This is a genomic window from Methylotenera versatilis 7 (assembly GCF_000799165.1).
GTDB classification, from domain to species: domain Bacteria; phylum Pseudomonadota; class Gammaproteobacteria; order Burkholderiales; family Methylophilaceae; genus Methylotenera_A; species Methylotenera_A versatilis_A.
In genome coordinates, this window is record NZ_JUGF01000002.1 from 36,383 (window position 1) to 48,955 (window position 12,573).

The window sequence follows — 12,573 nt, forward strand, 5'->3', positions numbered from 1 at the left end:
ATGGAATTAGGCTTCCGCCCTCGCCGCTCGATGCTTTATGTGCCAGGTTGCAACCTGCACTATTTAGATCGCGCACGCACATTAGCTGCCGACTCTGTCATTCTTGACTTGGGCGACCCCATATTGATCGCCTGTAAAATCGAATCTCGCGACAATGTCGTGGCAGCCGTAAAACAAGGCGGTTACGGCTCTCGCGAGGTGGTTGTGCGCGTGAATAATCTGGATTCCATCTGGGGTCATGACGACATCAAAGCGGTTGCCAATATTGGTGCAGATGCGATTCTTTTCCCAAATATAGAATCTGCCGACGATGTACATACCGCCTTAAAATGGCTGGATGAAGCTGGCGGTAGTCATATGCCGATCATGGTGATGATAGAAAGCCCGATCGCCGTATTAAATGCCAAAGAGATTGCTGCAGCGAGTGATCGCATCGCCTGTATCGTCATGGCAACTTCCGATTTAATCTCGCAATTACACGCACGCGTCACGCATGAGCGCAGCGCGATATTAACTTCACTCTCACTGGTTATTTTAGCCGCACGCGCCTACGGTCGCTGTGTGGTGGATGGCATTTCAAGCGACTTTAAAAACATGCATTCATTTGAATATGCCTGCCGCTTAGGTCGCGATATGGGGTTTGATGGGAAATCACTGGTACACCCTGCGCAAATTGCTTATAGCAATGATGCTTACACGCCTAAATCCAGCGAAATTAAAAATGCGCGCACAATCATTCATGCACTAAAAGAGGCAAATGAAGCAGGTCGCGGCACCGTGGTGGTCGATGACAAACTGGTTGAGCATCATCATGTAAAAGCGGCGCAAAGGTTGTTAAAACTGCACGACATGATTGCCGAATTAGAAGAAGAATTTATTTAAAAAGTGATGAGCATGCAATCTACCAAAACAAATAACGGCCGGTTTTTTGAAGACTTCACATTGAATGAAGTGATTCAACACGCCATACCACGCACGATTACAGCAGGTGATTGCTCGATATACATTGCACTTTATGGTTCGCGCAACCCCTTGTTTTGCAGCGAACCCTTTGCTCAAAGTCTGGGCTATAAAACAACACCTGTAGATGATTTGCTCGCTTTCCATATTGCCTTTGGTAAAACAGTGCCTGATATTTCCGTGAATGCGGTAGCCAACCTAGGTTATGCCGATGTGCGCTTTATCCAACCGATTTTTGTGGGCGATACACTCTCAACATCTAGCCAGGTGATTGGCTTAAAACAAAATTCCAGTGGAAAAAGTGGCGTGGTTTGGGTGCGCTCGACTGCACACAACCAACATAACCACCCGGTTTTAAGCTGGGTGCGCTGGGTAATGGTGCATAAAAACAATCTAGATTTGCCTGCGACTGAAGCGACAATTCCAGAATTGCCAGCCTTTGTCGCGCCTGAAAACTTAAGTTTACCCAGCAGAATTTCTGCCAATAACTTTGATAATAAAATTACCGGCGGAAAATACTATTGGGAAGACTATCAAGTTGGAGAGCGCATCAACCACGCGGCTGGTTTGACGATAAATGATAGCGACCACTCGCTTGCAACACACCTTTATCAAAATAATGCGCGTTTGCACTTTGACGATTTCATGATGAAAAATTCAAACTATGGCAAACGCCTGGTATATGGCGGCGTGGCGATTTCAATGTGCCGCTCTTTAAGTTTTGATGGCCTTGAAAATGCAATATCGGTATTAGCAATTAATGCGGGCACGCATGCAAACCCTAGTTTTGCCAATGACACCATTTACTGCGCAACCGAAGTATTGGATACATGGCAACTAACTAATAGCGATTTTGGTGCATTAAGACTGCGCATGGTTGGCATTAAAAATATGTCGCCAACTGAATTAACAGAGATTAAAACAGATAAAGGCTACCACCCGAATGTGGTTCTCGACTTAGATTACACGGTAGCGATACCTAAAAAAGGAAATCATTAACATGACTGCAGTACATCCAAATGAAGCTTTATTCGGCGGTGAAAAGTCGTTTCCGCTGATTCCCGCTTGCGAACATTTTGCTGGCAGCGAAAAACTCATTTTAAAAGCACTTGGTCTGCAAGATAGCATAGGCCCATTGTTTGATATCACTTGCGATTGTGAAGACGGTGCAGCCAGCGGGCAAGAACGCGAGCATGCAGAAATGATTGTGCGGGTTCTAAATTCTGAAGCGAATAAACACAAAATGGCTGGTGTGCGCATTCATGATTACACACACCCAGCTTGGAAATTAGACATTGACATTCTAGTTGCTGGCGCGGGTAAGCTATTGAGTTACATCACGATTCCCAAATGCACCAGCTTAGCGCAAGCCAGCGAGATGATTGCCTATATTCAGAAAACGGCTACTTTTAATGGTATCGAACGTGTGATTCCTGTGCATCTTCTGATTGAAACGCATGGCGCATTGAACCAAGTGCATGAAATCGCCAAACTACCCTGGGTTCAGGTGCTGGATTTCGGTTTAATGGATTTTGTCAGTGCGCATCATGGCGCCATTCCTGCCAGCGCGATGCGCAGCCCCGGCCAATTTGAACATCGCTTATTGTCACGCGCAAAAGTAGAGGTCGTTTCAGCCGCTTTAGCAAACGGAATCGTCCCGGCACATAACGTGACGCTGGATTTAAAGAATGTAGAAACCACTTATTCCGATGCCAGCCGCGCCCGTAATGAATTTGGCTTTATGCGCATGTGGAGTATTTACCCAACGCAAATTCAAGCGATTGTGGATGCAATGAAACCCAATTTTGATGAAGTGTCTGATGCCGCCAATATTCTGCTGACTGCGCAAGCCGCCAACTGGGGGCCGATTCAATATGCTGGCGAATTGCATGACAGAGCGACTTATCGTTATTTCTGGGAAGTATTGCAAAAAGCCAAGTTAACTGGCGTAGCTATTTCAGAAGAGTCGAATCAAGCTTTCTTTAGTTAACCTTTTAATTAAACCATTCATTTAGATCATTCATTATGACCCAACCAATATCTGCTGGCACACGTTTTCGTGCTGCACTAAAAGCCGAAAAACCGCTTCAAATTATCGGCGCAATCAATGCATATCATGCCATGCTCGCCACTCAGTCAGGATTTAAAGCACTCTATCTTTCTGGCGGCGGTGTTGCTGCTGGCTCATTGGGATTGCCGGATTTAGGGATTTCAACATTGGAAGATGTATTAATTGATGTGCGCCGCATTACAGATGCTGTCGATACACCATTATTGGTGGATATCGATACGGGCTGGGGCGGCGCTTTTAATATTGCTCGTAGTGTAAAAAGTATCGCCAAAGCAGGTGCAGCGGCAGTGCATATCGAGGATCAAGTTTCAGCTAAACGCTGCGGTCATCGTCCTAATAAAGCCATTGTCAGCTTGGATGAAATGGTAGATCGCGTTAAAGCGGCTGTTGACGCAAAGCCCTATGATGATTTTGTCATCATGGCGCGAACCGACGCGCTGGCCGTTGAAGGTTTGCAATCCGCCATCGACCGCGCCTGTGCGTGTGTTGAGGCAGGCGCAGACATGATCTTTCCTGAAGCGATTACAGAGTTAAGCATGTATAAACAGTTTGCAGCGGCAGTTAACGTGCCGGTGCTAGCGAATATTACCGAATTTGGTAGCACGCCATTATTTACGGTAGATGAGTTGCGGACAGCAGATGTGAGCATGGTTTTATACCCACTTTCCGCTTTCCGCGCCATGAATCAGGCCGCACTTAACGTGTATCAAGCGGTTAAAAATGATGGTACACAGGCGAATGTAATTAACTTAATGCAAACGCGCGCTGACTTATATGAACACTTGGGTTATCACGCGTTTGAACAAAAACTAGACGCATTGTTTAAACAAGAAAAATAACCCACACCAAAAGTAAACAAAAAATTGGCATAGGTAAAAATTGGGGAGATTGATGCATGGAAACAGTAACCGAACCTAAAAAGAAAAAAGGTGTAGCCCTTGCCGGCGTTACCGCTGGCAATACGGCAATCTGCACCGTCGGCCATACAGGTAATGACTTACATTACCGCGGTTACGACATTATTGAACTGGCAAAACAAGCCACGTTTGAAGAAGTCGCTTATTTATTGATACATGGTGAACTGCCGAATCAAGCGCAACTCACTGCCTATCATGCCAAATTAAAAAAACTACGCACATTACCGGCAGCGCTTAAAACCGTGCTTGAGCAAATTCCAAAAAACACGCACCCGATGGACGTGATGCGCACCGCCTGCTCGATGCTGGGCACGCTAGAACCAGAAGCGGCAGACCGTAATACGCAGGCAGCACAAGATTTAGGCGATAGATTAATTGCCAGCTTTGGCTCCATTTTGCTGTATTGGTATCACTTTAGCCACAACAGCAAACGCGTTGATGTGAACACGGATGATGACAGTATCGCCGCGCACTTCTTACATGTATTACATGGCAAAGCGCCTAGCCAACTACACATTGATGCCATGAATACTTCACTGGTGCTTTACGCAGAACATGAGTTTAACGCCTCAACTTTCACAGCCCGCGTTATCGCCGGAACTTTATCAGATATGTACAGCTGTATTGCGGGTGCCATTGGCGCTTTGCGCGGTGCAAAACATGGTGGCGCAAATGAGGCTGCAATGGAAATCATTGCGCGTTACAAAAATGCAGATGAAGCTGAAGCCGATATTCTGGCACGCATGGCACGTAAAGAAATCATCATTGGTTTCGGGCATCCTGTTTACACAATCGCTGATCCAAGAAATGAATCAATCAAAGAAGTTAGCCGTAAATTATGTGAAGATAACGGCAACATGATGTTATTTGATGTTTCTTCACGCATTGAAGAAGTCATGTGGCGCGAGAAAAAAATGTTCCCAAACTTGGATTGGTATAGCGCATCCAGCTATCACATGATGGGCATTCCAACTGGTATGTTCACGCCAATATTTGTGATTTCCCGCACCACTGGCTGGGTAGCGCACGTGATTGAGCAACGTATAGATAACAAAATCATTCGGCCTAATGCTGAATATACAGGGCCGGATAATCGACCTTACGTTGCGCTAAAGAATCGTTAACTCTTAAAACAATCTATAGGAAGCTTTAAATGTCTGCCCATATTTCCAACGTTCGTCCTGCACCTGATCAAGTCATTGTAGATATTGCAAACTATGTTGCTGATTTTGAGATTAAATCTGACGAAGCATTTGATACTGCCCGCAACTGTTTAATGGATACACTAGGTTGCGGTTTTGAGGCATTGGACTACCCAGCTTGCACTAAATTATTAGGCCCTGTGATTGCTGGCACAGTGGTACCAAATGGTGCAAAAGTCCCCGGCACCTCATATCAGCTAGACCCGATTTTAGCGGCATTCAATATCGGTGCGATGATCCGCTGGCTAGACTTTAACGACACTTGGCTGGCCGCTGAATGGGGCCATCCTTCTGATAACTTGGGTGGAATTTTAGCCGTAGCCGATTATATTTCACGCAAAAATACCAGCGAGGGCAAAGCCCCTTTAACCATTAAAGATGTGCTGACTGCTATGATTAAAGCGCATGAGATTCAGGGTGTATTGGCACTTGAAAACAGTTTCAATCGTGTTGGGTTAGACCATGTTATTCTAGTCAAAATCGCTTCAACAGCGGTAGTAACAAAATTATTAGGCGGCAACAAAGAAGACATTATCAACGCCGTTTCTAATGCGTTTGTCGATGGTCAAAGCTTACGTACTTATAGACACAGCCCAAACACAGGTTCACGTAAATCATGGGCAGCAGGCGACGCAACTAGTCGCGCAGTGAGATTAGCCTGGATGACCATGCAAGGTGAAATGGGCTACCCAAGTGCATTAACCGCAAAAACCTGGGGCTTTTACGATGTGCTTTTTAAAGGTAATGCCTTTAAATTTCAACGCGATTACGGCTCTTACGTAATGGAACAAGTACTATTCAAAATCTCTTTCCCTGCTGAATTCCATGCTCAAACGGCGGTGGAATGTGCCATTCAGTTAAACGCACAAGTAGGCAAAGAGCTGCAAACTTTAGAGCAAGTCGCGCAAATCGATAAAATTGTCATCACTACGCATGAGTCTGCGATTCGCATTATTGATAAAACAGGCCCACTGGATAATCCAGCAGATCGCGATCACTGCATTCAATATATGGCAGCGATTGGCTTGCTGAAAGGCAACCTAACCGCGCAAGATTATGAAGATTCATCTGCATCCGACCCGCGCATTGATGCGATTCGCAGCAAAATGGTGTGCGTAGAAAAGTCACAATACACAACGGATTACCACGACCCGGAAAAACGCTCAATCGCCAACGCAATTCAAGTGTTCTTTAAAGACGGCTCCACATCCGACAATATCGCGGTGGAATACCCAATCGGTCATCGCCGCCGCCGTGGTGAAGGTATTCCAGAATTGGTGAAGAAATTTAAAATCAATTTAGCGCGCCGATTCGATGCAAAAAAACAGGCAGATATTTTGGCGCTTTGTTTAGACCAAACCAAGATAGAAGCCACACCAGTAAACGTGTTTGTGGATATGTTAGCGGTTTAATTCTTTGCTTAGACTAATGTAGGATGCGTTCTTGAACCCACGCGATCACGTGATGGAAACTTCACAATTCCAACGCGTGGGTAACAAGTTACCCGCTCTACTGACTTTAAAAGTAAGCGGCTAATCAGCACCCTAAATTTAACTACGGCAAATTTAGGGTAAAATAGCGGATTATTGAACCGCTGTTTGAAAGCCTTTTATGTCGCTTACCACCCTCAACGCACTATCTCCACTTGATGGTCGCTACCAAACCAAATTAGATGCTTTACGCCCTTACTTTAGTGAATTTGCGCTGATCAAACATCGTGCATGGGTAGAAGTGGAATGGCTGAAAGCGCTATCTGCCGCCAAAGAGCTAATTGAAATCGCCACTTTTAGTGCAGAGACGATTCAAGAATTAGATGCAGCAATCATCAACTTTTCTGAAGCAGATGCTGCACAGGTAAAAGCCATTGAAGCGCGCACTAATCATGATGTAAAAGCGCTTGAATATTGGCTTAAAGAAAAATTCGATATTAATCCTGAAATCAAAAAAGCCAGTGAGTTTATTCACTTTGCCTGTACTTCGGAAGATATCAATAACTTATCGCACGGTTTGATGCTAAAAAATGCACGCGATACTGTCATGTTGCCATTCTTAAGCAATTTAATTGCACGATTAAGTGAGTTATCACATCAACTTGCCGACCAACCAATGTTGTCACGCACACACGGCCAAACGGCTTCTCCCACCACAATGGGTAAAGAATTGGCCAACGTGGTTTATCGCTTGCAACGTCAACAAAAGCAATTAGTTAACAACGAAATATTGGGTAAAATCAATGGTGCAGTTGGTAACTTTAATGCACACTTATCCGCTTACCCAACATTTGATTGGGAAAGCTTTGCGCAAAAATTTGTGGGAAGTTTGGGCTTGGTTTACAACCCGATGACCATACAGATTGAGCCGCATGACTATATGGCTGAACTGTACGACACACTGGCGCGCATCAACACGATTTTAATCGACTTGAATCGCGATATTTGGGGCTATATTTCAGTTGGCTATTTCAAACAAAAAGTAAAAGCTGGCGAAATCGGTTCATCTACCATGCCACATAAAGTCAACCCGATTGATTTTGAAAACTCAGAAGGTAACTTGGGTTTAGCTAATGCAGTATTGCGTCACATGGCAGAGAAGCTACCAATCTCTCGCTGGCAACGCGATTTAACCGATTCAACCGTACTAAGAAACATGGGCGTGGCGTTCGGTTACACATTATTGGGTTACGATTCATGCTTACGCGGCTTGAATAAACTAGAGGTTAACGCTGCAAAACTGGCGGAAGATCTGGACAATAGCTGGGAAGTATTGGCAGAGCCAATCCAAACCGTGATGCGCCGCTACGGCATTGAGAACCCGTATGAGCAATTGAAAGAATTAACACGCGGCAAAGGCGGTATCAATAAAGCTTCCCTGCATACGTTTATTGGCGGCTTAAAGATTCCGGCAGAAGCCAAACAGTTACTGCTGGATATGACACCGGCCAGTTATATTGGTAAAGCTGCAAATTTAGTCAAACGGATCGATTAATTTTAAGGAGTACCGCTTTGAATTCTGATAAAAGCAATCTAAGACTCGCGGTACTCATTGATGCGGATAATACGTTTAAAGTCATTGATATTATTGATGAGTTGTTTGAAGAAATATCTAAATTCGGCGATGCAAGTGTGCGGCGGATTTATGGTGATTGGACACAAAACCAGCTAAGTCGCTGGAAAGAAGTATTGCCTAAACATGCCATTCAACCCATGCAGCAATACGCTAATACCAAAGGTAAAAACTCAACCGATAGCGCATTAATTATCGATGCAATGGATTTGTTATATACAGCACCACTAGATGGCTTTTGTATTGTTTCTAGTGATAGTGATTTCACTCGACTTGCCATTCGTTTACGTGAATCTGGCAAAGCTGTCTATGGTTTTGGGGAAAGAAAAACGCCCGAATCATTAAGAGCTGCTTGCAATAAATTTATATACATTGAGAATCTGTTACCAAATAAAATAATAGATGCAGGCATTCTCAATAGTACACAAGAAATATCAAAAACTATTGCAGAAACAAAATCCAGCAACGCCCCAGCTTCAGAAATTGGTACGCTGGCACCTGTCGTTAAAAAAACCTCGCAAGAGCTAGTCGCCAACAAAAAATTGGTTGCATTAATACGTTCGGCTATTGAAATTGCATCGGATGATACGGGTTGGGCACAACTTGGCGGTGTAGGCAGTAGCATCGAAAAACAGGCAACTGATTTCGACCCTAGAACCTATGGCTTTAAGAAACTGAGCGATCTAGTTTCAGCAATTGGATTGTTTGAAGTAGTCAAAGACAATATGAGAGTATTAATAAGGGAAAAAGTTAAAAAATGAGTGAAATCCTAGTCCTCTATTATTCCCAAGGTGGCGCTGTTCGCGAAATGGCACAACTGATTGCGCGTGGCGTTGAGTCTGTAAGCGGCGTGAAAGCACGTATTCGCACCGTGCCAAAAGTATCTGCCAACTGCGAAGCGACTGAGTCAGATATTCCCAATAGTGGCGATCCTTATGTTGAATTGAATGATTTAGAAGAATGTAACGGGTTAGCACTCGGCAGCCCTACCCGCTTTGGCAATATGGCGGCGCCAATGAAATACTTTTTGGATGGTACGGCTGGTTTATGGTTAAAAGGTGCGCTGATTGGCAAACCAGCTGCGGTCTTTACTTCAACAGGCTCTATGCATGGCGGTAATGAAACTACGCTATTAACAATGATGTTACCGCTGATGCATCATGGCATGCTGATGGTCGGCATACCTTACTCGGAGCCTGAATTATCCAGCACACAATCCGGTGGCACACCTTATGGCGCAAGCCATATTGGTGGCGCGATGGATGATAAGAAAATCACCGAGGATGAGAAAAAACTGTGCATTGCATTGGGTAAACGTCTGGCTGAAACTGCATTAAAACTGGCTCAGTAATATGCTTTCAACACTTAGAATTGGCGCAGGCATTAGCCTGATTGCTTTGATTTTTTTATGTCTGGCATGGGAAAGCGTGCTTGCGCCACTCAAGCCGCAAGGTTCGTTACTTATTTTAAAAGCGTTGCCTTTATTATTGCCACTTTTCGGCATACTCAAAGGTCGACGTTACACTTACCAATGGGCTGGCATGCTGATTTTGCTGTATTTTACCGAGGGCGTAGTGCGGGCATGGTCTGATACCGGCATTTCAAGCCAATTAGCACTGCTTGAAATAGCGTTATCACTGATATTTTTTCTATGTGCAATATTTTATGCAAAACTCGTGCGAAACAGTGATTTAAAAGCGCCCGCTTAATTTATAATTAAAGCCTTAAGCTATACTTAATGCCTGAAATACAGCAACTTTATTAAGCACTTAATAAAGTTAAGTACTTGGGCAACCCCTTTAAATCGCAGATAAAAATACGCATGATTAATCACACTGTCAGCCACGAATGAAAATACTCATATCAAATGATGACGGCTATTTTGCACCTGGCCTGAATATTCTAGCCAGCCATATCGCAAAATTTGCAGATATTACCGTTGTTGCGCCTGAGCGTAACCGCAGCGGCGCAAGTAATTCGCTCACTTTAGACAGACCGTTAAGTGTTAAAAAAGCGTCGAATGGCTATTTCTATGTCAATGGCACACCGACCGACTGCGTACATATCGCATTGACTGGTTTGATGGACACCATGCCGGACATGGTCATTTCTGGCATCAATGATGGCGCCAACATGGGTGATGACACCATTTACTCTGGCACCGTTGCCGCGGCGACAGAAGGTTATTTACTTGGCATTCCTTCTATTGCCATTTCCATGTCGCAACATAATTCTACGCACTTTGAAACCGCGGCACGCGTGGCGGTAGAGTTGATTCAACAGCATATCAAACATGGTTTTTCATCAGCTTCATTATTGAATGTAAATGTGCCTGATATCGCTTATGAAGAGTTGACCGGCAGAACGGTAACGCGCTTGGGTAAACGCCACAAGGCCGAGCCGGTTATTCAACTTAAGACACCTAGAAACGAAACCGTATATTGGGTTGGTGCTGCTGGCACACCCAATGACGGCGGCGAAGGCACGGATTTTTATGCTGTCGCGCATAATCAAGTATCGATTTCGCCGATTCAAGTTGATTTAACCAAACATTCACAACTTGCAGAATTACAAACCTGGCTGAATAAATAACTGATATGGCTTTATTAAAACCCACCGCAAAAACTGGCATTGGCATGACTTCACTGCGCACACGCGACCGTATGTTGACGCGCTTGCGTGAGCAAGGTATTAAGGATGAAGTCGTTTTATCTGCCATGGGTGAAATTCCACGCCATATTTTTGTTGATGAGGCTTTAAGCATTCGGGCATACGAAGACGTTTCGCTACCGATTGGTTTTGGACAAACGATTTCACAACCTTATATTGTCGCGCGCATGACCGAAGTTTTGCGTAACGGTGCGCAACTGAATAAGGTGTTGGAGATTGGTACTGGCTGCGGTTATCAAACTGCCGTATTATCAAAAGTGGCAAAAGAGGTATTGTCTTTAGAGCGTATTCGCCCGCTGGTGATGAAAGCCAGAAGCCATTTGCGCACGCTAAAATGCACCAATGTAAAACTTGACCATGCTGATGGCAGCATTGGACTAGAAGCCTTTGCGCCGTTTGATGGCATTATTGTCACGGCGGCTGCCAGCCATGTGCCGCAAGAACTATTAACACAATTAGCCGTTGGTGGCCGCATGATTATCCCAATCGGCACGACGACACAAACTTTGACTTTAATTGAACGAAAAGCCAACGAATACGTACAAACCAAGCTGGAAGCAGTCAAATTTGTACCATTGTTAGGTGGAATTAGCTAATGTATCAATTCGTATTCGTCGCATTATTTGCATTATTGTTAAGTGCTTGTGAAAGTAATCCGCCCGCCCCGGTGATTGATCGTCAACCGCAATCATCAAAATCCAAATCTCCCACAACTTCAGCCGGCGATGCGACCAAAGCGAATCAAACCGGCAAAACTACCGCTGGAAAAGATTGGCGACCTGATACTTACATTGTTAAAAAGGGCGATACTTTATTTAGTATTGGTTTGGAGTACGGCCTGGAGTATAAAGAAATTGCCGCGGCCAACAATATAAGCGAGCCCTATCCCATTCAAATTGGCCAAAAGCTGAATTTGGCTGGTGTGAAAGCGAAATCTGCAGCTACCGATGTTAGCCTGACAGAACAAGATGCCTCAGAAGATGGCGTTGTCATCACACCAATCAAAACTGAGTCTGCGGTAGTTGAGACAACAATATCAGATAACAAGGCATCTGAAACCAAGCCACTTCAATCGGCTGTTACTCCCATACTCAGTGAGCCAAAGGCGATACGTGAGCCTTATAGTTTAGAGGCTTTTAATAGAAGCATACCGGTTAAAACAACAGAAACTAAAGTTGTGGCTACAAGCAAAACTGTCGAAACTAAACCCACAGATACCAAGTCAACCGAAACCGCCAAACCTATTGAAAACAAACCTGCCGAAACTAAAGCGAATGATGCTAAACCTGCCGATGATGAAGCGATTAAGTGGAGCTGGCCAACACAGGGCAAAGTAGTTGCTAACTTTAACGAAGCAACCAACAAAGGTATTGATATTAGCGGCAGCACTGGACAAGCAATTAATGCAGCTGGCAACGGCAAGGTCATTTACAGCGGTTCTGATTTACGTGGTTATGGAAAATTAGTGATTATCAAACACAATAAAACCTACTTATCCGTTTATGCCCACAACAGCAAAATCCTTGCAAAAGAAGGCCAGATTGTTTTCGCTGGACAAAAAATAGCGGAAATGGGTAACACCGACTCCAACACGGTTAAGCTACACTTTGAAATTAGGCGTCTAGGTAAATCAGTTGACCCAGCCAAATATTTAAACCAGAATTAATCAAAACAAACAGCTAGTTTTCAA

Annotated in this window: 13 protein-coding genes; all 13 read left to right on the forward strand. The window is 44.4% G+C overall.

Annotated elements, in window-relative coordinates:
• The 13 genes from K370_RS04110 to K370_RS04170 all read left to right on the forward strand — a co-directional run bounded on the left by K370_RS04110 (position 1) and on the right by K370_RS04170 (position 12,549).
• Positions 1 to 882: an HpcH/HpaI aldolase/citrate lyase family protein gene (locus tag K370_RS04110; RefSeq protein ID WP_200883449.1), complete on the forward strand. Its 882-nt coding sequence runs from the start codon at positions 1 to 3 to the stop codon at positions 880 to 882.
• A gap of 12 nt (positions 883 to 894) precedes the next feature.
• Positions 895 to 1,959, forward strand: coding sequence for a MaoC family dehydratase (locus K370_RS04115; RefSeq protein WP_047539045.1), 1,065 nt, complete (start codon positions 895 to 897; stop codon positions 1,957 to 1,959).
• Between the two features lies 1 nt (position 1,960).
• The gene (locus tag K370_RS04120) at positions 1,961 to 2,950 is read left to right on the forward strand and encodes an HpcH/HpaI aldolase/citrate lyase family protein (RefSeq protein ID WP_047539048.1); all 990 of its coding nucleotides are present in this window, start codon (positions 1,961 to 1,963) and stop codon (positions 2,948 to 2,950) included.
• A gap of 35 nt (positions 2,951 to 2,985) precedes the next feature.
• Entirely contained in the window at positions 2,986 to 3,870 is an 885-nt protein-coding gene (prpB, locus tag K370_RS04125; protein WP_047539051.1) for a methylisocitrate lyase, read from the forward strand.
• A 56-nt stretch (positions 3,871 to 3,926) separates the two neighbouring features.
• Positions 3,927 to 5,072: a bifunctional 2-methylcitrate synthase/citrate synthase gene (gene prpC, locus K370_RS04130; RefSeq protein WP_047539062.1), complete on the forward strand. Its 1,146-nt coding sequence runs from the start codon at positions 3,927 to 3,929 to the stop codon at positions 5,070 to 5,072.
• Positions 5,073 to 5,101: 29 nt separating this feature from the next.
• Entirely contained in the window at positions 5,102 to 6,562 is a 1,461-nt protein-coding gene (locus tag K370_RS04135) for a bifunctional 2-methylcitrate dehydratase/aconitate hydratase (RefSeq protein ID WP_047539064.1), read from the forward strand.
• A 199-nt stretch (positions 6,563 to 6,761) separates the two neighbouring features.
• The gene (gene purB, locus K370_RS04140; protein WP_047539066.1) at positions 6,762 to 8,135 is read left to right on the forward strand and encodes an adenylosuccinate lyase; all 1,374 of its coding nucleotides are present in this window, start codon (positions 6,762 to 6,764) and stop codon (positions 8,133 to 8,135) included.
• A 17-nt stretch (positions 8,136 to 8,152) separates the two neighbouring features.
• Positions 8,153 to 8,974, forward strand: a complete 822-nt coding sequence (locus K370_RS04145; protein ID WP_047539068.1) for an NYN domain-containing protein — start codon at positions 8,153 to 8,155, stop codon at positions 8,972 to 8,974.
• Positions 8,971 to 9,564, forward strand: a complete 594-nt coding sequence (wrbA, locus tag K370_RS04150) for an NAD(P)H:quinone oxidoreductase (protein ID WP_047539070.1) — start codon at positions 8,971 to 8,973, stop codon at positions 9,562 to 9,564. The genes K370_RS04145 and wrbA overlap by 4 nt, the downstream gene beginning before the upstream one ends.
• Position 9,565: 1 nt before the next feature.
• Complete coding sequence (locus K370_RS04155; protein WP_047539074.1) at positions 9,566 to 9,922, forward strand: DUF2069 domain-containing protein; 357 nt, start codon at positions 9,566 to 9,568, stop codon at positions 9,920 to 9,922.
• Between the two features lie 139 nt (positions 9,923 to 10,061).
• Complete coding sequence (gene surE / locus K370_RS04160) at positions 10,062 to 10,805, forward strand: 5'/3'-nucleotidase SurE (protein ID WP_047539077.1); 744 nt, start codon at positions 10,062 to 10,064, stop codon at positions 10,803 to 10,805.
• 5 nt (positions 10,806 to 10,810) lie between these two features.
• A complete protein-coding gene (locus K370_RS04165; RefSeq protein ID WP_047539080.1) occupies positions 10,811 to 11,479 on the forward strand; it encodes a protein-L-isoaspartate(D-aspartate) O-methyltransferase in 669 nt (222 codons plus the stop codon).
• Positions 11,479 to 12,549, forward strand: coding sequence for a peptidoglycan DD-metalloendopeptidase family protein (locus tag K370_RS04170; protein WP_047539083.1), 1,071 nt, complete (start codon positions 11,479 to 11,481; stop codon positions 12,547 to 12,549). The genes K370_RS04165 and K370_RS04170 overlap by 1 nt, the downstream gene beginning before the upstream one ends.
• The last annotated feature ends 24 nt before the right edge of the window (positions 12,550 to 12,573 follow it).

What these genes read in the sequence shown, in the direction of transcription:
- surE (WP_047539077.1), top strand. Translation starts at nt 10,062, where the DNA reads ATGAAAATACTCATATCAAATGATGACGGCTATTTTGCACCTGGCCTG.
- K370_RS04115 (WP_047539045.1), top strand. Translation starts at nt 895, where the DNA reads ATGCAATCTACCAAAACAAATAACGGCCGGTTTTTTGAAGACTTCACA.
- K370_RS04120 (WP_047539048.1), top strand. Translation starts at nt 1,961, where the DNA reads ATGACTGCAGTACATCCAAATGAAGCTTTATTCGGCGGTGAAAAGTCG.
- K370_RS04165 (WP_047539080.1), top strand. Translation starts at nt 10,811, where the DNA reads ATGGCTTTATTAAAACCCACCGCAAAAACTGGCATTGGCATGACTTCA.
- prpB (WP_047539051.1), top strand. Translation starts at nt 2,986, where the DNA reads ATGACCCAACCAATATCTGCTGGCACACGTTTTCGTGCTGCACTAAAA.
- K370_RS04110 (WP_200883449.1), top strand. Translation starts at nt 1, where the DNA reads ATGGAATTAGGCTTCCGCCCTCGCCGCTCGATGCTTTATGTGCCAGGT.
- prpC (WP_047539062.1), top strand. Translation starts at nt 3,927, where the DNA reads ATGGAAACAGTAACCGAACCTAAAAAGAAAAAAGGTGTAGCCCTTGCC.
- wrbA (WP_047539070.1), top strand. Translation starts at nt 8,971, where the DNA reads ATGAGTGAAATCCTAGTCCTCTATTATTCCCAAGGTGGCGCTGTTCGC.
- K370_RS04170 (WP_047539083.1), top strand. Translation starts at nt 11,479, where the DNA reads ATGTATCAATTCGTATTCGTCGCATTATTTGCATTATTGTTAAGTGCT.
- K370_RS04135 (WP_047539064.1), top strand. Translation starts at nt 5,102, where the DNA reads ATGTCTGCCCATATTTCCAACGTTCGTCCTGCACCTGATCAAGTCATT.
- purB (WP_047539066.1), top strand. Translation starts at nt 6,762, where the DNA reads ATGTCGCTTACCACCCTCAACGCACTATCTCCACTTGATGGTCGCTAC.
- K370_RS04155 (WP_047539074.1), top strand. Translation starts at nt 9,566, where the DNA reads ATGCTTTCAACACTTAGAATTGGCGCAGGCATTAGCCTGATTGCTTTG.